Consider the following 23,334-nt stretch of genomic DNA (forward strand, 5'->3'; position numbering starts at 1 on the left):
ATTTTGCGCCGTAGCTAAACAAAAGCGAGATTCCGCCGATTGCTCCTATCGAGCGGTGCATTCCGTGCTCCGCATCGAGCTGTGGGGGAATGGATGGTTGCGATCTTCACGGGCGCCGGGACGGGATTCGAGCGCGGTTCGGGAAGCAAGCTGGGTTCGTCGGGCCTGCTGGGCTCGGCAGGTTTCGGGCGGAGCGGCGAACAGATATTCCTCAACGCGGCGAACGGCAATCTGCTGATCAGCCAGCGGGACGAGTTCCTGGTCGGCCGCGGCCCCGATGCGGGAGTCAGCCGCACCTATAACAGCCTCGGCAACCAGAGTGACGACAATGGCGACAACTGGCGCCAGAGCACCCAGCGCGCAGTGAGCCTCAACGGCACGGCGAATAGCTGGGGCAGCTCCGTCACGCACCAACTGGGGGACGGGTCGGAGATCATCTACTATTGGAGCGGTTCCGCCTATGTCACCACCGAAGGCGGCGGCGTCCACGACAAGATTACCTGGGACGGCTCGGTCTTTCGCTGGACGGACGGCGATACCGGCACCGTCGAGACTTATGCCGCCGGCGGCCCGAGCCCATGGTATCGGTTGTCGACGGTCAGCGACACGAGCGGCAACGCGCTCACCTATGGCTATACCGGCGACAAGCTCACCTCGATCACCACCGCGAATGGCGAAACGCTCACCTACACCTGGAGCGGCAACCATATCACCGAGGTCAACTCGGGCGACGGCACGCTTACTCGCTATTATTACGACGGCTATGACCGGCTGAGCCGGGTCGATACCGAGCTGACCAGCGGCGGCGCGGTCTATTCGACCTATTACAGCTATCACGGCAGCTCGAAGCTGGTCGCGACGATCAGCGAGACCGACGGTTCCTACCTCGCGATCGGCTATGATGGCGCCAACCGCGTCACCAGCCTCAGCCAGACCGTCGCGGCGGGCGATACCCGTACCACGAGCATCGCCTATGGCGCGGACTATACGGTCGTCACCGATCCCGCCGGCCAGGCGACCACCCTCCATTATAACTATGCCGGGGCGCTGACCCAGATCACGGCACCACCGGCCTCGGCGGGCGCCGCGCCGCAGACGGTGATGTTCACCTATGACGAGGACGGGAACCTCAGCGTCGTCACCGATCCCGCCGGGCAGACCACCACTTATACCCATGACAGCTGGGGCAATGTCGTCTTCGCGATGGACCGGCTCGATAATGTCACCGAGCGCGTCTTCGGTCCGGGCAACAAGCTGCTCATCGAAACCCGGTCGGGGACCGGCTCCACCCGCTATGCCTATGACAGCGCCAACCGGCTGCGCTTCGCGATCAGCGCGGAAGGCGACGTGACCGAGTATTTCTACAACAGCCTGGGCCAGAACTGGCTGACCAGCCAATATCGGACGAAATATGACCTGACCGGCCTGGATTCGAGTACTCCGCTCAGTGAAGCGCAGCTGGAGAACTGGGCGAACTACACCGCGGATCAGACCCAGATCGAAAGCGTCGTGTTCGCCTATGACGCGCGCGGGAACCTGTCGCAGCGGGTCAGCTATGGCGCTTCCTATAGTCGCGGCAATCCTTCGGTCGCCGACGGCTATACGCACGAATATTTTACGTACGATACTGCCGGACGGCTGCTGTCCTCAGTCGTTGCGGGCAGGAACAGCGAGATCTACGCCTATGACGGCCTGGGCCGTGTAACGGCGAAGACCGACATCAATGGCGGGACGACGAGCATCGTGTTCAACGATGCTTCGACGCAGACGATCGTCACGCTGGGCAATGGCTTCGTCCAGACCTCGACCTACAACAAGGCGGGCGAGCTGGTCAGCTCCACCGAGAGCGGTGCGTTCGTAGAGGGCGGCACGGCGCAATACGGCTATGACAAGAATGGCCGGCTGCGGATGACGACCGACGCGACCGGCCGGAAATTCTATTATCTCTACGACAAGGCCGGCCGGAAGGTGGCCGATATCGTCGAGAATGGCGAGACCACCGAATATCGCTACGACGCCAATGACCGGCTGATCGCGACCATCCATTACATGCTCTGGACCGGCGGAATGGCGCAGGTCGCCGATCTCAATTCCAACGTCGAGATGGCCTCGATCCGGCCCAGTCCCAATGGCGCCGATCTTTGGACCTGGTCGGTCTACGACAAGGAAGGCCGGGTCATCGAGGCGATCGAGGGCGACGGCTCGGTCACGGCATATGAATATGATGCGTCCGGGCGGCTGGTGAAGACGACCGGCTATGCCAACAAGCTGAGCAGCGGGCAGCTCGACGCGTTCAAGGTGAACGGCCCCAGCGCCTGGCTGCCGGCGGCGCACGGCAAGGACAGCGTCGCGCGGATCTTCTACGACAAGGCCGGCCGCAAGATCGGCGCGCTCGATGGCGAAGGCTATCTCACGCGCACCCTCTATGACGGTGCCGGGCGCAAGGTGCAGGAGATCGCCTATGCGAACATCACCAATGCGGCGCTACGGGCATCGGGCAGCTTCCAGAGCCTGATCGACAGCGCCGGCACCAGCGCGAGCGACCGCTCGGTGCGCTATGTCTATGACGGGCAGGACCTGCTGCGCTTCACGATCGATGCGCTGGGGCAGGTCACCGAATATGGCTATGGCAGCAGCTCGGCGGCCATCGGCCTGGTGCGCCAGACCACCCGCTATGCCGGCACGCTCGGCGCGCTGTCGAGTTACAGCTATGCGAGCGTGAAGGCCGCGGTCGCCGCGCTGGCGAGCGATCCCGCCAACCGCACGGGCTGGGCGGCCTACGACAATGCGGGCCGCTTGGCCTATTCGATCGATGCCGCCGGCGCGGTGGTTGGCTTGACCTATGACGCCAGGGGTCAGGTCATCCGCAAGGTCGAATATGCCACGGCGCGGCCGACCGGATCGCTGCCGAGCTTGGGCGACATGGACGCCTGGGCGAGCGGTACCACCACATCGGGCGATCGCATCACCCGCTATTATTACAATGCGACGGGGGAGTTGCGCTACACTGTCGACGCGGAAGGCTATATCACCGGCAACGACTATGACGGCGCCGGCAGGGTGCGCTTCAGCGCCCGTTGGGACACGCCCGTTTCGGCCAATGACAGCTGGACGATCTACACCGTCGACGGTGCGCTCAGCGGGCAATGGGCGGGCACCAACAGCTATTATGATGCGAACGGCCGCCTGACCCTCACCACCACCAATGAAGGCCAATCGCGGCGCTTCTACTATTATGCCACGGGCCTGCTGGCGTGGGACATTCTGTCGGAGGGCGGGCAGGACGACAGCCGGACCTACTACACCTATGACGCGGCGGGGCGGAAGGCGTCGGTCTATGCGGCCTATGGCACGGCGGAGCAGGCGATCACCACCTATGCCTATAACGGGCTGGGCGACCTGGTGGAGGTCAGCGACCCCAACGCCCATGCGACCAGTTTCGAATATGACCATGCGGGGCGGGTGATCCGCCAGACCAATGCGTACGGCTCGCCGACGGTGTTCGAATATAACGCGTTCGGCGAAGTGACGCGGACGATCAACGCGCGGGGTTTCAGCACGTATAGTTATTACGACCAGGCGGGCCGGGTGACGTCGGTGGTCGATGCGCTGAACTACGCGACCACGACCAGCTATACGGTGTTCGGCGAAGTGGCGAGCGTGACGCGGGCAGGAGCCACGACCAGCTTCGCCTATGACAAGCTCGGCCGGGTGGTGACGACCACCGATGCCGAGGGCGGGGTCGAGACGAGCGGCTATGACGCGTTCGGCAACCGCACCTCTTTCGTGAACAAGCTCGGCGGGGTCACCCTATACGAATATTATCGGCGGGGGTTGCTACGCTTCGAATTCATAGTCGCGCCTGTCCATGATTCCTACGGGAACGAGGTCGCGACTGGTTACTACCGCAACCTCTATGAATATGACGCGCGCGGCAATGTGGTGCACCGGATCGAGGCGCACGGCCTGGCCGAGCAGCGCGACACCTGGTTCGCCTATGACAAGGCGAACCGGCTGACGTCGAAATGGGGCGAGGCGGTGGCGGTGGGGCTGTCGCCCACCACCGTCACGCCGACCGAATATTATCGCTACGACACGCGCGGCAACCGGGTCGAGACGATCGATGCGAACGGTGCGCGCACGCTCGTCTATTATGACGATCTGGACCGCAGGGTGGCGACGGTGGTGCAGACGGGCAGCGCCGGCAATCCGCAGGGCGTGCTGTCGACCTTCGCCTATGATGCGGGGGGCAACCTGATCCGCAGCCGCACCTATGCGGCGCTGGTCGCGCTGCCCGGCACGGCGGGCGGGACGCCGCCCGCGCCGGCGGACGGCAATTACCGCGAGACGGTCAATACGTACGACAATGCCGATCGGCTGAAGACGCGCAGCGTCACCGGCCAGTCCTATGGCTATTGGAACGGCAGCAGCTACGTCCATGCGACGGGCGCGACGCTGACCACGAGCTACGACTATGACGTGGTGGGCAATGTGGTGCGCACGACCGGGCCGGACGGTGCCATGGTCTACAGCTATTACGACGTGCTGGACCGCAGGATCGCGCAGGTGGACGGCGCATCCTATGCGACGAGCTGGAGCTATGACGCGGAGGGCAATGTCCTGTCCGAGCGGCGATATGCGGGGCAGGCGAGCGGCGTCTCGACCTCCGGCTACAGCGCCGCGACGTCCACCGCCGACCGGGTCACCGAGTTCAGCTATGACCGGATGGGCCGGCGGCTCACCGAGGCCCGGAGCGGGGTGGAGGCGTGGTCGCTGAACCTGGCGAACGGCCAGCTGTCGGGCGCGAGCGGCACGTCGCTGATCCGCTATACCTACAACGCGCTGGGCGAGGTGAAGTCGAAGACCGAGGCGACGGGCGACGTCACGCTCTACAGCTACGACAATGCCGGGCGGTTGAGCCTCGAGATGCGGCAGACGTTCGCGACGCCGGGCGGGGACGTCAATCCGACGGTGCGCTACCAGTATAACGGCCTGGGCCAGCTGACCGTGACGCGGCAGGGCAATTATTACATCTCGGGCAACGACCGGATCACCACCAACCTTTACGACGGCGCCGGGCGGCTCGCCGGCACGGTCGACGCGCTCGGCCAGACGCGCAGCTATGTCTATGACGCGGCGGGGCGCAAGATCGGGGAATATTACACGCGCGAACTCGGCAACGGCAGCGCGGTCGGCAACGGCACCACGGTCGTCGAAGGCATTTCCTACCAATATGACCTGGCCGGCAATATCGTGCGCCAGGCGGTGAACACGGTCTCGGGCGGCAGCTGGAGCGAAGTCAGCTATACCCGGATGGCCTATAACGCGTTCGGCGAGATCACCGATCGCGGCACCAATGGCGGCTGGCAGGAGCAGTTCGCCTATGACAATGGCGGCCGGCTGATCCGCTCGAACGCGGGCGACGGGGTGTGGCGGATCCATGGCTATGACCAGGCCGGCCGGCAGACGCTGAGCCTGGAGAGCGACGGGGTTACCGATCTGTCGGGGATGTCGCAGGCGGATGCGATCGGGCGGATCGCGGGCGGCACGGTGACGGCGAGCGCGACGGTGTATGACGGGCGCGGCCAGGCGATCCAGGCGGTGCAGATCCTCCGCCGCACGGCGATGGGCGGGGCGGCGCAGACCATCGCGACGGGGCGCGGCTATACCGCGTTCGGCGAGCTGGCCTGGGAAACCGACGCCTATGGCCGGCAGACCGACTATAGCTACAACGCCATGGGCCGGGTCATCCAGATCCAGCGGCCGGTCGTCTCGGCGACGATGGAGAATGGCGAGATCCGGTCCAATGTCCGCCCGACGGAGCGGATGTTCTACGACATATCGGGGCGGCTGATCGGGACGCAGGACGCCAACAGCGTGGAGACGGGCTCGGGGGTGAAGACCACGCGCCAGCTGCTGGCGGGCACCGGCTATGGCGATAGCGAAGCGCTGGTGGTGCGCGAATGGCATCCGGACGGCGGCATCGTCAACAACAGCTATGACGTGTTCGGCGACCGCACGGGCGCATGGGACGAACTCAACCGCTATACCGCCATGGCCTATGACAAGCTCGGCCGCCTGATCCAGGTGACGCGGCCGGCGACGGCGGCGGGCACGCTGGTGCAATCCTATGCCTATGACGTGCTGGGCCAGCGGATCGGCCAGTGGAACAATGTCACCGGCTATGCGGGGCGCGAACGGACGCAATATGACGCGCTCGGCCGCATCACCCTGCAGGTTGCGTTCGGCGGCGATACCACCTCGACCAGCTATGCGTGGAACGGCAGCCTGGCCACCACGGGCATGGGGAGCTTCGGCGGCTGGGTCGCGACCACCATTTATGCCAATGGCATGACCTCGGTCTCGAGCAGCGACCAGTTCGGGCGGCTGACCAGCAAGACCGATCTGGGCGGCCATGTCACCACCGCCGGCTATGACCGGGCCGGCCGGATGACGAGCCGCACCATCACCGGCGCGCACGGGACGGAGAGTTCGAGCTACACCTGGCTGAGCAACGGCCAGCTCGGCACGATGAGCACGAGCGCGGGCGGCATCACCACCACCCAGAGCTCCACCTACGACCTGATCGGCAACAAGCTCACCGAATATGGCACCCGCGCCGGCGTGGTCATCCAGAATGCCACCGCCACCTATGACGCGCTGAACCGGCTGGTGACATGGAGCGAGGCGGGGGACACGCCTTCGATCACCCCGCCGGCCAGCTCCACCTACCAATATGACGCGAATTCCAACGTCATGCGCACCAACAGCAGCTTCCGCTATCTGGACCAGAACGGCGTGGCGCTGGGGTTCGTGGCGACGAAGGCGGACGTCTATCGCTACGACAGCATGAACCGGATGGTGGAGGGGGGCGGTGTTGGGATCGCCTATGACCAGGCGGGGCAGCGGGTGCGGGTGACGACGTACTCGGACGGGCTGGAATGGCGGGGCTGGCGGGCGACGAGCCCGGGCTCGGGGCAGGTGGTGCTGGCGGACGATCCGTCGATGTACGAATGGCAGGGGTATAACTGGGTGCCGTCGGGGCGCGCGGTCTATTCGGGCCAGGTGGTCGAGACCTATACGTACAATGCCGATGGGCAGCTGGCGCAGGTCTGGGTATCGTCGGAGCAGGCGAGCGCCAATGGCGGAACGACGGTGACGCCGAACGGGACGTTCGGTGCGGCGGTGAAGCGGGCGGCGTTCGACTATGACCTGCAGGGGCGGCTGGTCGGCCAGAGCGACTATGAGAATGACGGGACGACGGTGGCGTACAGCCGCAGCGCGATCGTCTACAACGCCAAGGGCCAGGTGACGAGCGAGACGCAGACGACGCGGCAGGGCAGCACCCTGCTGGTGAGCTATATCGCCAATCGCTACGACGCGGGGAGCCAGGCGAGCTATGCGCTGGGGGCGCTGGTCTCGACGACGAGCAACGTCTGGAAGAACGGCTCGGACGCGGCGGCGCCGGATACGGTGACGGCGAACGGGTTCGAATGGTGGGACGGGGCGGTGCAGTCGTCGGTGGCGTATCGCCCGAATGCGAGCGACACGTCGGTGCAGTGGAACACCAGCTATGCGCTGAGCGCGGGCGGGCTGACGACGAGCGCCAGCATCGCCGACGGGCGGCCGCGCGGGGTGGGGTTCGTGCTGGATGCGACGGGGCAGGTGCTGCGGCGGGACGAGACGGACAACAATGCGTCGCTGGGGGATCCGCACCAGCTCTGGTACCGGTTCAACGGGCGGGAGATGGGCAATGTCACGAACGACAATGTGGATGCGGCGTATCTGAGCTCGATCGCGAGCCGGCAGGCGGTGTCGGGGACGGGAGCGTTCCGGAACGGCGCGCTGACGGGCGGCGGGCGCGCGGTGTTCGGAGAGGCGTACCGGGCGCTGACGAGCTTCAGCCAGGGTGGCGCGGGCGGGAGCTACGAGGCGCAGGGCGGGGAGACGCTGGAGGGAGTGGCGGCGCAGCTCTGGGGGGATGCGGGGCTGTGGTATCGGCTGGCGGAGGCGAACGGGCTGTCGGCCTCGGCGACGCTGGTGGCGGGGCAGCGGCTGACGATCCCGGCAGGGGTGGTGCGCAGCTCGAACAGCGCGGCGACGTTCAAGCCCTATGACCCGGCCGAGGCGCTGGGCAGCCTCAGCCCCACCAACCCCAGGCCGACCCAGAAGGGCAACAAATGCGGCGCGCTCGGGGCGATCCTGGCGGCGATCGTCTCGATCGCGGTGACGGTTGCGCTGCCGCAGCTGTCGCCGTTCTTCAAGTCGTTCGAGGGGATCGTGCTGGGCGGCCTGATGGCGAATGCGGCGGGCCAGGGGGTGGCGATCGCGACGGGGGCGCAGCAAAGCTTCGACTTCAAGGGGCTGGCGATGGCAGGGGTGAGCTCGGCGGTGACGGCGGGCCTGGGCCGCGAACTCCAGGGGCTGGGCGGCAGGAGCGCGTTCGACAAGATCGGCGTGGGCACGACGCCGCTGGGCCAGGCGGCGCGGGCGATGATCGGGAGCACGCTCTCGCAGGGGATCGGGGTGGCCACCGGGCTGCAGGGGCGGTTCGACTTTGCGGGCGTGGCGGCGGCGGGCGTGGGCGCGGGGCTGGCGGGGGCGAGCAGGCTGGGCGGCTTCGCGGGCGACGTGGTGAAGAACACCGCCGGCGGCCTCGCCAACGCCGCGACGCGCAGCCTGATCGACGGCACTGACTTTGGCGACAACATCCTGGCGGCGCTGCCCGATATCATCGCGCAGACTGTCGGGGGATTGCTTGCCGATAGGCTTGCCGACACGCCGCCCGCTGGATTCGACGGGCCTAGGGCCGCAGGGCAGGTCGGCGTGCCCGCCTATGTCGGGGAGCTGGCGCTCACCGGCGCTCCGCTTTCGGACCTGCCGGGCTTTGCCGGGCCCTCGCTGGCTCCGCTGACCGGTTCGTCCGGTTCATCGGCTTCGGCGGGCAGCAACGCAGCCATAGCGGATACCGGCGCCAATATCGTGGTGACAGGGAGGCGCTACGGAGGCGGCAGGACCTATTACTCCGTCGGGCAAGGCTATTACTCGCCGGTCCGGCAGCTGCAAGGCGGGAGGTTCGCCGGCAAGGCGCTTGCCCAGGCGCGTTCGGTCATCACGCGGTCGGGAGGCGGGGGCCTGTATTCGATCGACCGCACGGTCGATGGCATCCTGCACCGCGAATGGTATGACGCGCGGAGCGAGGACTATCTCGGCGACCATGTGAACATCGCGGACGGCAAGTCCTATGCACTCGGCGGCGGCGCGACGATCACGACCGCGCTCGTGGCCGCGTCTGCTGGCTCGGCCGATGTGCCGACGACTTTCCTGGGCGGGATCGCGCAGGGGTTTGGCAATAGATTCGGATGGCTGGCCACGTCGGAAGGGCGCGGAGCATTCGTCAGCAACCAGCTGGCATTGACCGCGGACGTGATGCTGCAGCTGTCGGGCGGAATTGGGGTGGATCCGGGGGTGTCGTGGCGCAATGGCCAACGCGCATGGGGGATGGCGATCGGCATGGCCGAGCTGGTCCCCGCGGTCGGCATGGGTGCTGGCAACGTGATCGACGGGCTCTCGACCGGCAACTACGGTCAGGTCGGAGAGGGCACCTTCGACACGACCATGGTCGCGGTGGAGCTTCTCGCGCTGAGAGGTGCGGGGCGTGCTGCCACCCTCACAAGGGCTGAGGCTGCGGTCGGGGCCGCAGAGACTACCGCGTTCGGCGCTCCCCGTCTTGGGCTGAGAATTCCGCAGGGCATGGGTCCGCGAACCTTTGACGTTGTATCCGGCAAGGTGCGGGCCGAGGTCGGCGCTTTGGGTTACGGCGACGACATCTTCGTGATGGGCTCCCGCTCTGGTGGTACTGCAAGAGCCGGGTCTGATATCGACTTTGGCATCCGCGTGTCGCCCGACAGATTTGACGAACTGATCACCCAAAGCTTTGGGAATCCTAGGGCTGGCAGCGCGTTGTCGCGGACTAGGGATATTGCGATCCGTGATGGTAGAATACAGACCGGTGAAGCCGGATTGAGGGGAGTACGGGGGACGATATCGCGCACCTTGAATGTGCCACAAAACAAGGTGCAGATATCGGTGATCCGAGGCGGGGGAGTGTTTGATAACGGACCCCAAACGCCGCTCGCATTTGGATTTTAGGAGGCATCATGCCAGACCCGTATTACTGCAAACTATACGTCGATACTGACGACGATATCGGAAAACTCGAAGCGGCTTTGGACGATGCGGCAGGTGACGCCTTTGCAGATATCAGGGTAGAATACCCTGTGTATGAGAACGAGAACTTCGATCCATCTTCTCAGGCTAAGGTGCCCTACGAGTTTATCGAATGCTCACGCTATTATGTTGAGCTGGGTACTTTGGAGCAGGTTCCGGATCAACTCGCTGACTTCCAATCTGGGGTCGCGACACTGGTCAAAAGCCTCCGAGATGAGGGGCGTTTTGTGACGGCATCGTGTGACTTTGAGGACGTGATCGCTGATGCCACGGGCTGGAACTGGACGGAGGGCAACCCTGAACCGCCGGGGAGAGCTGTTGCGGCCTGAAAGCAAGATGAAGGGCTGGCACTGTCGTGTCGTAAGCCATTGTCTGCACATCGTTATTTAGGGTGATGGACGGCACTGGGGTGCGAATGCCCGGTGCCGTTTTGGTGCCGGGTTGATGCTAAGCTTCTGAATTATCCTCCTTCTTTAGCCGCTGGTTGTCCGGGGCATGGGGTGCTGGCGGGGGGCATGGGAGGAGACGCAAGATAAAAGGCATGTGTCGGGCGGAATTGGGGTGGATCCGGGGGTGTCGTGGCGCAATGGCCAACGCGCATGGGGGATGGCGATCGGCATGGCCGAGCTGGTCCCCGCGGCTGGTATGGGCGCTGGCAACGTGATCGACGGGTTGGCGACCAGCAACTACGGTCAGGCCGGGGAAGGCGCCTTCGACACGACCATGATCGCGGCGGAGCTTCTCGCGCTAAGAGGCGCGGGGCGTGCCACTACCCTAACCAGGACCGAAGCTGCGGTAGGTGCCGCAGAGAGGGGGAGAACAGCCCTGCCGGTTGTCTTTGACGGGGAGTTTGCGACCCAGCAATTGCTTGGAACAACGACAACGCCAGGTGGTCGCCAAATCATGTTTCATGCGGCTGACCGAATGGTGAATCCACCTGGCGGCCGAATAGCTATGACGCCAGGGGAAATAGACGCTGTGTTGGACGGTGGCATCGCTGTCAAACGAAGCTATCATCCTCAGGGCGGCACTCTTACCATTGAGAACCCTACCCTTCCTGGAAGGCCGCGAGTCATAGTAGACGAGGCGACAGGCCAGCGTGTAATCACCGTGATCAACCCAAAGCCGAGGTAGCAGTGAACGAAAATCTGAAAGCCTTGATCGAAAATTTCGTGTCAGGGAGCGACACGTCGATTGAGTCGGCGAACGAGATCGAAGTTGCTCTCGATGACCAGTTTCCATCGGATGATTATTTGCAGCAGACCGTCGAAATGTTGGCAATGTATCGTCCCGAAGGAGGGGAGTTCCTTTTTGATACACTGGCAATCAAGGAACGCCTGATCGAAACTGCCGCATACTTGGATGATTGCGTATAACATCGCAGTTTCATTGCCGCAAAGGGGACAACTGACTTTATTGAAGGTCGCCTTGGCGGTGTGCTTTACGACACGACTAAGCTCGGTCGCTTGGAGGGCTATCTCGGCAGGCGCGGCGTGACTTTGCAGGTTGGTGACGAGTTCCTTCCGCTCGGAAAGGCGGGCGGCTTCGACGCCGTGAATGGACGCTTGGCTCTTAAGAGCAATCCCACTGAATATGAGGTTTGGCACGAGCTAAATCACTACATTCAGTATCGAAAGCTCGGGCCGGAAGCGTATTCTGCCCAAGGGCGGATTGCCAAGGAGCAGTATGTGTTTGACGCGCTAGAGAACTCGCCAAAGAGGTGGGGTGCGCTTACACCTGAACAGCGAACGCACGCTGTCGACTATATCTATGCCGTGGGAGGGATACGATGACCGAAGACGAAGCCCGCGCTGCGGCGGACAGTCTCTTAGAGACCATGGACAAAAAGGGTCACAGGATGGCCTTCGTGGAAGCAAAGGCGAGCACCAGGTATCCCGGCGAATGGAACGTGATCTATGATCTTTTCAGTCCTCAGGGGACGTTGATCGACGGTCCAATCGTCGTCATCGTCGATGAAAACAGTGCTGAGGCGCGCTTGATGGAAGGCCCGTGATTTAGCGGCTGCTCTGTTGCCGCAGAGACAGCTGGAGTGAGGATTGCCACAGAAGGCCCAGCCGTCGCAGGCCAAGGTGAGAGCCTACTACTCAATCAAATCCGCGAAGCTGGCGGCACTCTTCCAGTCAGTCGAGGGCAGTTCGGCGTTCAAGACATTGCGGCAGCTTCAAGGGCCGGCGGCAATGAGGTGGCGTTTTTCAGAGATCGAGCGTCCGGCCAGCTTTTCCTCCGCGAGCTTGGGCCGCAGATGGGCGAAATTCCTTTGAACTCACGTCTTATTCTGCATACCCAGCCTGGGTCAGGTTTTCTCGCAGTCCAACCGAGTGCGGCAGACCGGGCAGCACTCTCGATGCTGGGTCAAAGGTCTTCGGTGATTGTGAATAGCGAAGGGACATTCGCCATACGGTTTAGGCTGGCAAATGCAGGCGATGGAAGTATTCGTCCTATTGGAGGTTGGTGAGATGACGATTGAGAATTTTAAGCTCGCCATGCCGGGGCAACTTTTCATCTTCATCTCGGCGCGCTCGGCAGAGCGGTCTGTCGCTGTCGAGAAAGCTCTGGTTGGAATCGGCGCCAAGGTGGTCGGGCCGCATGCTCTTGCGGTTCGCCAGGACAAAACGACAGTGGATGACATTCAAAACGCCTTGGGCGATTTTGAAGAAGGCGAGTGCCTCTATGTCATTGCCGCAAAAGACGACCTGCTGGAAACTACTCTCATGGTCCCGCCGCGCTTAGATGGCGGCATTGTCGTAGCATAATCCTAAATAACAGCGTCCTGTTGCCGTAGAGACGGTTCCGGTCGGATATACTCGCGCATATCGCGCTGTGAGCCACGCCGAATTTGACGACATTACCGCCACCTATGATGCGCTGAACCGGCTGGTGACATGGAGCGAGGCGGGCAATGGGGTGGCGCCCGCCGCATCGGTGAGCTGGCGCTACGATGCGAACGGCAACATCCGCGTGCAGAGCAACGCCTACAGGTTGCTCGGCGGGGATGGCGCGGTGTCGACGGTGGACGGGCCGCAGTCGACGACGTTCTGGTATCGGTACGACAGCATGAACCGAGTGGTGACGGATCGCGGGATGCTGTCGGGCGGTCGGATCGTGCGGGGCGCCGGGGGTGTGGACCTCAGCTATGACGCGGCGGGGCAGCGGCGCACGGCGCTGAGCGACAAGGCGCTGAGCGGCTATGTCAATGTCTGGGTCTGGTATCCGGACTTCGACCCCGCGCTGGGCCATGAGCTCACTGTCGAGCAGCCGGGCTATAATGGCGACTATCAGCTGCAGGAGCGGGGCTATTACGGCCAGAGCCTGGAGACCTACAGCTATGACGGCCTGGGCAATCTCGGCTCGGTCCAGATCACGGCGTCGGGCTATCAGGACAATGGCGCCGGATCGCTGATCGAGACCGGCGTGATCGACCGGGACATGGGCGGCGGGGTCTATCTCTACGACCTGCTCGGGCGGCAGACGCGCCAGATCGATTCGGTGGAGGGCGGGACGGTCCTCTACGACCATGGCCAGGCCTGGGATGCCAAGGGGCGGGTGTGGCAGGACAATGTCTACCAGAAACAGGGCAACGACCTCGTCACCACCAGCACCACCAACTATTATTCGGACGATGCCGGCAGCGGCTATGCGCTGGGGGCGCTGACCTCGTCGGTGAGCACCGGCTATCGCTATGTGAACGGCTATAGCTACTAGGCCGCGCCGAGTGCAACGACGACGATCGGCTATGCCTGGTTCGACGGGGCGGTGCAGGCGCAGGTGACCTATGCGGTGGCGGGCAGCGCGGCGCAGAACACATACTACACCAATGGCCCCGGCGGGACGTTCCAGTCGGCCAGCGTGCAGGACGGGCGCCCGCGCGGGGTACGTAACGCCAAGGAGAAGTGAGATTTACTGGCCATATGGCACGGGCATCGGGGTTTCTCACCTCCCGGAGTTGGAAAGCCACGCCGGGCCCGACCGGAAAAATGGCGAGATGCACGAAATTTGCTCCAGGCGCGGTTGACAGCCCAAAGGTGCACCCGTAGAGGCGCTCGCCTACCCCGTGCCCAGATGGCGGAATTGGTAGACGCACCAGCTTCAGGTGCTGGCGCTCGCAAGGGCGTGGAGGTTCGAGTCCTCTTCTGGGCACCATTACCCCATCCCGCGATATTCGCGGATGGGTTAAGCCTCAGGAAAATAGCGAAAAACTCGAAGTGGCCGTCCGCCGCCGTTCGCCTGAATTTGGCTCTAACCACGAGGCGTTGGGGGCCAATTTGGGGGCGCTGAAATCGGCGGGCCCCCAAATGGTTTTGGCTCACTTCGCTGCTGCTTTAAGCGCGTCCAGACGGTCCGACCACCACTGCATCATCTCGACACGCTCGTCCCAGTAGTCAGTGCGGTTGTAAGCCGCCCGGACGGCGTTCCTTTCCTCATGCGCCAGGGCGCGTTCGATCACGTCGGGGCGCCAGCGCCTGCTCTCATTGAGCAAGGTGCTGGCCGTTGACCGGAAGCCGTGGGCGGTCATCACCCCGCCATATCCGAGCCGACGGAGCGCTTGGTTCACCGTGTTCTCCGAGATCGGCTTCCGGAACGAGTGGAAGGCAGGAAATACGAACTCGGTGCCGCCCGAGGCCGCATCCATAGATCGGATGATCTCGAGCGCCTGGCGCGACAGCGGCACGCTGTGGTCCCTCCGCATCTTCATAGTGGCGGCAGGGATATTCCAGCGCGCCCGACCGAAATCGAGGTCCGCCCATCGCATCGTCCGGATCTCCCCCGGGCGCTGGAACACGTGCGGCGATAGCTTCAATGCTGCACCCGTCGAGGGGTATCCCTGGTAGTCGTCAATTGCCCTCAAGAGGGCGCTCAGCTTTCTGTCATCGACGATCGCCGGATGGTGCTTCTCCTTCGGAGCAGCCAGCACGCGGGTCAGCATCGGAGCGGGATTGATCTGGGCCCGTCCGGTCAAGATGGCGTACTGGAGAACCCGCCCGACGAACGAGCGCAGGCGCCGCGCAGTCTCCCGCCGGCCTGATCCGTGGATTTCCCGCACGGCAGTTAGCAGGATCGGTGCTGTGACATCACTGACCGGGAGCTGCCGAAAGCTTGGGGGAAGAAGAGATAGCAGCCACCGCGTCTTCTCGACGGTGCTGAGGGCGAGCCCCTCTGCTTCGCGCATGTCGATATACTCCTTGGCGACGGCGCTGAAGGTGCTCGCTGCCTCCATCTGCGCTGCGAGCTTGCTCGCCTGCTTCTCCCGTTGCGGGTCCTTACCGTCGGCCAGCAGGGCCCGTGCCTCATCGCGCTTGGCGCGAGCGATCTTCAGGCTGACCTCGGGATAGGCGCCGAAGCTGAGCTTCTTCTCGGGCCCGAGATGGCGGTACTTCATGTACCAACGCTTCGAGCCTGCCTTCGCGACGAGAAGGTAGAGACCCTTCTCGTCGTACAGCTTATAGTCCTTGTCGCCGGCACGCGCGGCGTCGATTTGCTTCACTGAAAGCGCCACGATGTCGCTCCCCGTTATGCGGCACAGCGCTGCAAGAGCGCATCGACGTCAGCGGCAGGGATAAGCGTGATCGAACCGACCTTGATCCGGCTGAGCTTTCCTTCCTCCATTAGCTTGTAGATGGTCGAGCGACCGAGGCCGGTAGACAGTACCACTTCGTTCACGCGGTAAGCTTTACGTTCCAAAACTACTTCCTCTTCTGTTCAGGGAAGTTCGCCATTTACCCACGCGCCAAGGCGCAACCAGAGCGCGCGGGCATCGAAGCTAGGTTTCGCCTTTCTATTCGGGTCGGCCGGCCTCCATGGCTCGGGCGAGCTCATCCACCTGGTCGTCGAGCATGGAGAGCGCCGAAGTGGGGAGGAGCCGCTGGTCGAACGGTCGCCATTCGAAGACCGGTTCGTCTTCACCGGTTGCGCATAGTGCATGCAACTGCTGCTGCATGGCACCCAGCACCCGGATCGGTGCGCCGGTCTGATCGTCGGTATCGTCCGCGAGGTCTGCGGTGAAACTCAAGCGGCACGGGACGGACAGGCACTCACCGAGGATGCTGATCGTCATGTTGAAATCGATGGCGCCAGTCAGCTCCCGCTCAATATGAAAGCGAGGTTGCAGGTCAGGTAGTTGCTGTTCGGGGTCAAGGCCGATGGCGCGGGTGAGCGAGCGCATGCGCTCCGGCGACAGGCGCCGCACGAGCTCCTGCGCGATGTAGGTGGGGAGCATTATCGTTCCTTCTGGACTCGCACCTCGACCGCCCCGCTGGCAAGCAGCAGGCGGCCGAGGTGGCGATATTCGGGGGATCAGGCGCCCAGCAGAGCGCTCTGGGCCTGGATCAGGCCCTCAAAGTCCTCGAGGATCAGGCGGCGCTCCTCGGACGCCTGATCGAGGCCGTGAAGCTCGCCCTCGAACAGGATCGCGAGCTTCTGCAACACTGCGGTAAGTGTAGGCGCCGGCATGTCCAGCAGGGCGTCTTGCACCTCCGCCCGAGCGCGCTCTAGCCGTTCATGCTGACGCGGCTCGGCATGCTCCAGCTGTTGGATCAGGTTCAGATAGTTCTGGAATTGGGTATTCCACGCGCCATCGGGCGCGCTATGGGCTGCTGCAGCCATTCGGTCGTCTCCTGTAAAGACGGTTGGTGGTCAGGACCGGCTCGGCGTTGGCGCGCCGGGTCGGTCCGAAGGGTGACGTAAGAGTCCTGGAGTCCAGCGTCAACCGCGCCACTTCGAAGAAACACGGATAACCTAGTTATCAGCCAAAAAAATGCATTCGGACCGGCCGCCGCTGCCATTGGGTTGTCGCCCGTCAATTTTATGAAGGCCGTAGCGCCCAGCTGTTCTTTCACTCATTCTACTATACAGATGAAGAATTTTTACTAAGAGATCGTGACTAGGTTATATAAGTCTTATTTAAATCTTTTGTTGTATATAGAGGCGATTTGGCGGGGCTTATATTATAGTCCAACGCGATCTTCTTTCGCGAGATCCGCAGAGTGATCTGCTTGCACTGTTGACGCGGGCAGAGTTGGAGGCGGCTCCATTTCGCGCGCATCCGTATGGCCCCCGGCCATCCCCTTAATAAATCGCTATCGCCTGGGGCGAGAGCTCTGACGCAAGTCAGCGGTCTCGGGAACGCTGGCACGTTAGCGAACTCGCTCGAAGATCGCGAGCGCCCTTGTCTGGTCGTCCGGGTCGTGGCGCGACTGGGTTGTTTGCGGCGTCTTCTCGCTCTCGTAGACCGGCAGCCGGACCATCCGTTCGATAATTCGCGCCATTTCCTCGGACGCGATCTCCGGGACTGGCGTGCGGCCGCGGGAAGGCTCGATGGTCGGGCGGAGTCGCCCGACCATCGCGAGCAACTTTGCCTCATCGATCGGATCGAGATTTGACGGGACCGGTTGCTGTTCTTTCTGGTCCTCGTAAGCTGGCACCCGCGCCATCATCTCCGCGAGGCGCGCCTGCATCTCAGGCGGAACCGCGCTCTCGGGCCAGATCGTATGCTCGCCGATACGAGGTAAACGAAACCGTCCGGCATCCATCTTTGACATCGCATTCAAGTATCGATCGTCGGCGAGGACTCGATAGAGATCTGATGGCAGGTGATCGACCTCATCAGGCAGGCTCCAGCACAGCTTGTTCACCGTTGCCGGCGCGACGCCGAACTCCTCAGCGATTGCGTTTTGGCGGCTGCCACGCATGTACTCCCGGCGGATTTCCAGTTTCGTAATCAGGGGGAGATCGCCCTTTTCTGGGCGAAGATAGCCGAGCTTGATGCAGTCTTCCTTGGTAGCCGAAGCCCAGTTTTCGAGCACCTCGTCTTTCAGCTCTTCATATGCTCCCATGAACTGCTTCACCAATCGTGGCTCATGCCCGAGCGCCTCAACGTGATAGCGGATGCTGAACCCAGGCATGGCGAGCCAGATGCGGAGTTCGCGACGCATATCGTCGGGCAGCGTGTGCCAATTGGACCGCCTGAATTCCATCAGCTTCTCCGGAGCGTCCATCGGATTGAGAAGCCCACAATGAAAATACACGCGCGATCTCCAGTCTTTGCCTAGACGGGCAGATAGCGATCATCGTTAGACGAGTGTGGTGAGTTCGCTATGGTAGCCTAGTTCCGATAGTGTTTTCCGAATGCCGCGTGAGTTGGTAACTGAGACCTTGGTCGTTCAGCGCGCAGCTGGATGGTTCGACTAGGTCCCCCGACAGATAAGGTCGATGAAGCGCGAGAGCCGCGAGCGACCGAGGAGTGCGCTTTGTGCGATATTGCAGCGCTCGCTCCGGCCAAAATTTGAATTGTCCGAAGGCACCCTTCCTAGGGTCGATTTGAACCCTAACCGTAAGGGTACCACCCTTATGAAGACGGGGTGGGGGTCGTTTTCGGCTAACTATGGTCGATTGCTCGCGCAGAAAATTTTTGGAAATTCAGGTAAGTGCGTTCGCCACCAGATGACGAAGCGCGGCTCGTACATCAGTAGGCAGTTGCTCAAGTGAAATTGTTGCAACGTCGAGGCGCTCCGCACCCCGCGCGATGCCGCGAGAGTGGGTGCTCAGAGCCTCTTCCCCCGGGAGCGCGGGATAGAGCAGTGTCAGGCGCTGACAGTCGTACAGGCGCGCGTAAGCCATCATTTGATAGATGTCAGCGTGCGAGATGCCCTTCTCGGGATGCTTCCACTTAGTATCGAGCACGGCGACGACGCGGTTACCACGCTTGACGAGAATGTCTGGGCGTGTGGGGTGACTGTCCGCGACCACGGTAGTGCCGTCTCTCCAGGGCCCGAGGCAATAAGCGAAGCCTCCTTGCGCCACGACGTCGAGTTCGGTGTCGGCGAGAGCGTGGCGTAGCTGCACAGCGATGTAATGCTCAAACAGCTCATTCATCGGGAAGAGAAGCGTTACGCCCTCCGGCGCGCGAGCATCGGCACGAGTTTCCTGCCACCGCGTGCCGAGTAGCAATAGCGCCAGTTCAAGCAGCGTGCGCCAGCGCCGGCTCGACCGATCGATCCGAACCTCCCGCCACGGCAAGGCGCCGGACGGGACATCACTTATGTCAGCGAACAGAAAGCGGAGTTCTGACAGCTTGCGCTGCGTATCCGCGGCTCGCGCATGCCACGTGAGCAGCAGCACGCATGCCTTCATGATCTGCATCAGCGGGACATCGGCGCCAAGTTCATCGAAACGGCAAGCGAGCCGGTCCGGTCGCACAGCATTGACGGTAAACTGCCTTCCTACATGCAACTGACCCCGAAGCGCGCGCAGATCTTCCTCTCGCGACCGATAGAGGCGGGGCAGGCCTCGACGTACCTCCGCCAACAGACGGTCGACAAAAAGCGTAATGAACAACTCGAGCAGCGAGTCCGCACGATGCGCCATCGCCGTCGCCTCTCCGGTCGAGAGATCGAGACCCAGTGCGACGTCGAGCATATGGACAAGCCGGCTGCGCACCGTCGCGGTCCCTTCCTCAACGCTGTCGGGATCGACCTTGGGCAGGATTTCGAGGCTGCACCCGCGTCCGGCTACCACCCCGACTACCTGGCGAGCGCGCAGGAACCGGTGATGATCGCACAGAATGTCAGTGCCATCGGCACCACCGAGTGCATGTCCCCGAGCCGCGGCGAGCAACGCATCGGCCTGCTCCCGTGAGAAGCCATCGTCGCCAACTGCAACACGGCCCCACTCATGGACCGTGAGATGCGTCACTCCGTGGCCTCATCCGCGACGTCGAGGATCGTCGCGGGAGGGAACCTGCCCACTAGCCGATCATACGCATCCTCCGCGAACGTCTCCCGCACACTCCAGCTATGGCGCTCCTCGCCGCCTTGCCCGGTCGGGTCCTTGAGCTTGCGGCAATCCAGGAAGCCGCCGCCCTTGCCTGCAGGCTCGCCGAGCACCGCGGCTACGCGGCCCCAGTCCTCGAAGAAATACTCCTGGAGCAGGGGAATGATCTTGTTGCGCATCGCGGCATCGACATCCGCCCGGCTCCGACACGCGATGAAAAAGGCGTGGCCGATACGGTGCTCGCGATCGATCAGATATTCGATGCGGTCGTTGACGATCCCCAGCACCTTGCGCAGGGGCACGGCGTCGACGCTTTCAGGCAGAAGCGAGGGATCAGGTGCCAGCTCACGGAACACGAAGCGTCGGCGCAACGCGGTGTCGAGCAGCGCGATCGAGCGGTCGGCCGTATTCATCGTGCCAATAATATGGAGGTTGGCGGGAACGCCGAACTCCTGCTTGGAATAGGGCAGCCGGACGGTGAGCGCATTTTCCTGGCCGAGGCGCTTGTCCGGTTCGAGAAGCGTGATCAGCTCACCAAACACCTTCGAGATGTTGGCGCGGTTGATCTCGTCGATGATCAGCACGAAGGGCTCCGGCGCCCCGGTCGTGGTCGTCGCGTCGCCCCCCGCGACGATTTGCTCCAGCCCGTCCCAGTTCACGTGGCGGCCGTTCATCTGATACACCGAAACTTGGCTCAGTTCCTTGTCGTAGATGAGTTCGCGCGGCAGGCTTTCGTCGCTGTGCCATAGCCAACGCACCGGACGGCGATGGTTATATTCCCCGTTCGGACCCGGGACGAATTGATACGGACCGGTGATCTCGCCGACCGCGCGGAATTTGCGGTTCCCGTCCGAGATAACGACCAGCGAGCCAATCTGCATGTTGATGCGAAAGGCGAACATCTGCGACAAGTTGGGATCGTTGCCGCTTGCATCGGGATGATCCTGCCGCCAGCGTTCCTTGATCGAGTCCCATGCGTCATAGTGCGTGCCCGACCAATCGATCTCGCCGCCCCAGCCGAGCACCACATAGCCGCCGCGGATGGCGTCCTGATAGATTGCGTCGTCTTCGGATGCCCAGCTGCGCCCGAGCGACATCTTGAAGATCTTGCGGTTGCGATCGATCACCGGGGTGCCACCGCCGGCAGCCTTGCCGCGATTGTTCGCCGCGAGATCGGCGACCAACTTGAAGATGCCGTCCTGCGGCTGGAGGCTGAAGCCTGCGCTTGCTCCGGTGCCCTCCTCCTGCGTCGCAGTGACGGGGCGCAGGCCCTCGACGAAATCCTCGTAACTGAAATTCTGGTGGAAGGTGACGAAGGCGATGCGCCCTTTCTGGTGCAGCGAGCGATAGAGCGCCATCAGCGCCTCCCGCTCGTCCGGCACTGCTTCACCGCATAGCCTGACGGCTTCGGCGGCCGTGGCATAGGTCTTGCCGGTGCCAGGCGGGCCGTAGAGGATCAGGTTTACCGGTCCGGCGTCGGGAGAAGTGGCATGCGTCTCCGCGCCAAGATTGAAGATCAGCACCGTGGTGGAACTGGTGTCGGGGCCACTATGCGTGGGCGCGCGAAGGTTCGCCATCGCCAGGAATTTCTGCCCGCGAAGTGTCGAGCAGACGTTCGGATGTGCCTGCTTCAGCCCAAGTGCGTTGTGCAGCTCACCCACCCGGATCGACAGACTCCGCTCACCTCGCGCACGCGCGGGCTGAACATAGTGTTCGAGCGCATATTGGCGGATGCGATCGCTCTGCCCCGTGCCGTTCGTCTGGCTGCTTCCGTCCATCTCCAGCTTCTCTCCGCAGGTGACCCAGATAAAACCCTGCACATCCCACAAATCGCGCGGATGCCAGCCCCAATCCCGCATGGCGGTGAACAGCTCGGCGGAGAGTGCGAGGACATGCTCATATTCGGCCGCCGTGAGCGGGTTGTTGCCGAAGAGGGAGCGACCCCACAGCGCCATGCCGAGATTGTAGAAGCGCGTGTAGCTGACTGCGATCGCCTCGGTCGGGCGCGCTAGTGCCTGGAACAGCGTGGCCAGCACGCGAATGTCGCCATACGGTTTGCTGTGCTCACTGCCTTCGAGCACTAGCGGCCAAGCGGTATCGACGAACGCCGCTGCTGCCTGCGGCGGTTCGTCCTTCGATAAGGTAAGAGTGCCTACCGCGGTCTCGAAGGCTCCATCCGACCGATCGCGCACGATGCGCAAATGGTCCTTCCGGCGACGATCGCCGATAAGATTCATTTTGGGGTCGTCCAGCACGGCCGCCAGCAAGGATCTGCCGAGCGCAGCGCTATTCGGGTTTTCGGCCAGCAGCGCCTCAACCGCCGCGATCAGCGTACGCTTATAGTCATCTTCCTGCTCGTGATAGCCGCTCCGTCCCGTGAAACCGCCTCCGCTTTCGAAATCGTCGTGCGCCGCAAGGAAGCGCTCCCTAAGCGCTTCCAGCGCCGCCTCATCGATTTCTTCGGCCTCCGGTTCGTCCCCCTCGCTATCGTAGTTCGGATCCTTACCCTCAACGAAGTGCCCGTACTGCCGCGCGACGTTGATCAGATTGGTGAGCTGTCGCGTGGGATCGGTGGCCTGTGGCGCCATCTTCCGCGCGGCGGCTTCATTCGAGCGCCAATCTGCCGCGACCCCGCGGACTGCTTTCACAAGTTCGGGCCAGCGGCCATTCGCATGCAGTGTTTCGAGGTCTGGCTCGGCAAAGCCGAGTTCGCCCAACGCGCGCTCGATACGCGGCGCCTTCCGCACGCGATTATTCACGCCCTTTTGGGTGAGGCTTTGGCCTTGATAGGTACGCCGACCCAGCCAAGCGCGGAACTCAGCGTCACGCATCAGCTGCTCCGTGTCAGAAGTTCTTCGAGGCGTTGCGGCGCCCAGCCGGTTCGATCCACGGACACCGAACGGTGGCCGGGCACGGAGGGCAAGTGGTGGAGGTGGCCATGGATCACCTCGTGCGCGGGCTTGCGCTTCGCTTCGGCTGGGATGTGGATCAGGAACAGCGATCCGCCATCCACCTCCAGCCGGTGACGATTGCGTACCGTCTCGAAGATCCGACTGGCCTCGATTTCCGCCCTCTCTTCCTTGTCCTTCTTGTCGTCATTGCCGAGGATCAGGTGCTTGACGCCCGGTAGCGTTGCGAGGCGGCGCCAGTCCGGGCCGATGTCGCCCAGGTGCCAGATGACATCGTTTTCAGCGACACGATCGCGCCAATTGGCTTCGATCAGGGCGTCCAGCTCCCCAGCGGACATGCCGGACCATTTGCAGCGCCCGCCGGGCTGCTTGCCGAAATGGGTGTCCGCAATGAACCACGTCGGCATCT

The 23,334-nt window shown here is 63.0% G+C and carries 17 protein-coding genes and 1 tRNA gene; 10 read left to right on the plus strand and 8 right to left on the minus strand.

Annotated features, from left to right (window positions below):
* Positions 1-93 precede the first annotated feature (93 nt).
* From CAP40_RS17900 to CAP40_RS17935, 10 genes are all read left to right on the plus strand, one after another.
* A complete protein-coding gene (locus CAP40_RS17900) occupies positions 94-10,152 on the plus strand; it encodes a LysM peptidoglycan-binding domain-containing protein (RefSeq protein WP_086130916.1) in 10,059 nt (3,352 codons plus the stop codon).
* Between the two features lie 8 nt (positions 10,153-10,160).
* On the plus strand, positions 10,161-10,559 hold the full coding sequence (locus tag CAP40_RS17905) for a hypothetical protein (protein ID WP_086130917.1): 399 nt from the start codon (positions 10,161-10,163) through the stop codon (positions 10,557-10,559).
* Between the two features lie 289 nt (positions 10,560-10,848).
* Positions 10,849-11,364: a hypothetical protein gene (locus CAP40_RS20255; protein ID WP_144034418.1), complete on the plus strand. Its 516-nt coding sequence runs from the start codon at positions 10,849-10,851 to the stop codon at positions 11,362-11,364.
* A 2-nt stretch (positions 11,365-11,366) separates the two neighbouring features.
* On the plus strand, positions 11,367-11,606 hold the full coding sequence (locus tag CAP40_RS17910; RefSeq protein ID WP_144034419.1) for a hypothetical protein: 240 nt from the start codon (positions 11,367-11,369) through the stop codon (positions 11,604-11,606).
* A 90-nt stretch (positions 11,607-11,696) separates the two neighbouring features.
* The gene (locus CAP40_RS17915; protein ID WP_218822172.1) at positions 11,697-12,023 is read left to right on the plus strand and encodes a zincin-like metallopeptidase toxin domain-containing protein; all 327 of its coding nucleotides are present in this window, start codon (positions 11,697-11,699) and stop codon (positions 12,021-12,023) included.
* Complete coding sequence (locus tag CAP40_RS17920; protein WP_086130920.1) at positions 12,020-12,244, plus strand: hypothetical protein; 225 nt, start codon at positions 12,020-12,022, stop codon at positions 12,242-12,244. Before CAP40_RS17915 ends, CAP40_RS17920 begins: the two co-directional genes overlap by 4 nt.
* A gap of 421 nt (positions 12,245-12,665) precedes the next feature.
* Complete coding sequence (locus CAP40_RS17925) at positions 12,666-13,004, plus strand: hypothetical protein (protein WP_086130921.1); 339 nt, start codon at positions 12,666-12,668, stop codon at positions 13,002-13,004.
* A gap of 67 nt (positions 13,005-13,071) precedes the next feature.
* On the plus strand, positions 13,072-13,953 hold the full coding sequence (locus CAP40_RS17930; protein WP_086130922.1) for a hypothetical protein: 882 nt from the start codon (positions 13,072-13,074) through the stop codon (positions 13,951-13,953).
* Positions 13,954-14,004: 51 nt separating this feature from the next.
* Positions 14,005-14,145 (plus strand): hypothetical protein, encoded by a 141-nt coding sequence (locus CAP40_RS20585; protein WP_179188353.1) that lies wholly within the window; start codon positions 14,005-14,007, stop codon positions 14,143-14,145.
* A gap of 159 nt (positions 14,146-14,304) precedes the next feature.
* A tRNA-Leu gene (locus CAP40_RS17935) sits at positions 14,305-14,391 on the plus strand.
* Positions 14,392-14,554: 163 nt separating this feature from the next.
* Here CAP40_RS17935 and CAP40_RS17940 read toward each other — a convergent pair.
* From CAP40_RS17940 to CAP40_RS17975, 8 genes are all read right to left on the minus strand, one after another.
* Complete coding sequence (locus CAP40_RS17940; protein ID WP_086130923.1) at positions 14,555-15,745, minus strand: integrase arm-type DNA-binding domain-containing protein; 1,191 nt, start codon at positions 15,743-15,745, stop codon at positions 14,555-14,557.
* A 14-nt stretch (positions 15,746-15,759) separates the two neighbouring features.
* Positions 15,760-15,930, minus strand: a complete 171-nt coding sequence (locus CAP40_RS17945) for an AlpA family transcriptional regulator (RefSeq protein WP_086130924.1) — start codon at positions 15,928-15,930, stop codon at positions 15,760-15,762.
* 94 nt (positions 15,931-16,024) lie between these two features.
* Positions 16,025-16,465, minus strand: a complete 441-nt coding sequence (locus CAP40_RS17950) for a hypothetical protein (RefSeq protein ID WP_086130925.1) — start codon at positions 16,463-16,465, stop codon at positions 16,025-16,027.
* Positions 16,466-16,542: 77 nt separating this feature from the next.
* Positions 16,543-16,851, minus strand: a complete 309-nt coding sequence (locus CAP40_RS17955; protein ID WP_086130926.1) for a hypothetical protein — start codon at positions 16,849-16,851, stop codon at positions 16,543-16,545.
* A 530-nt stretch (positions 16,852-17,381) separates the two neighbouring features.
* Complete coding sequence (locus CAP40_RS17960; protein WP_144034421.1) at positions 17,382-18,221, minus strand: hypothetical protein; 840 nt, start codon at positions 18,219-18,221, stop codon at positions 17,382-17,384.
* 442 nt (positions 18,222-18,663) lie between these two features.
* Positions 18,664-19,938: an McrC family protein gene (locus CAP40_RS17965; RefSeq protein ID WP_086130928.1), complete on the minus strand. Its 1,275-nt coding sequence runs from the start codon at positions 19,936-19,938 to the stop codon at positions 18,664-18,666.
* Positions 19,935-22,847 carry an AAA family ATPase gene (locus CAP40_RS17970; RefSeq protein WP_086130929.1) on the minus strand — a complete coding sequence of 971 codons (2,913 nt, stop codon included), beginning with the start codon at positions 22,845-22,847 and terminating at the stop codon, positions 19,935-19,937. The genes CAP40_RS17965 and CAP40_RS17970 overlap by 4 nt, the downstream gene beginning before the upstream one ends.
* A complete protein-coding gene (locus CAP40_RS17975) occupies positions 22,847-23,332 on the minus strand; it encodes a metallophosphoesterase family protein (protein ID WP_086130930.1) in 486 nt (161 codons plus the stop codon). The genes CAP40_RS17970 and CAP40_RS17975 overlap by 1 nt, the downstream gene beginning before the upstream one ends.
* Between the last annotated feature and the right edge of the window lie 2 nt (positions 23,333-23,334).

Source organism: Sphingomonas sp. IBVSS2, assembly GCF_002127225.1.
In the GTDB taxonomy this organism is placed as follows: domain Bacteria; phylum Pseudomonadota; class Alphaproteobacteria; order Sphingomonadales; family Sphingomonadaceae; genus Sphingomonas.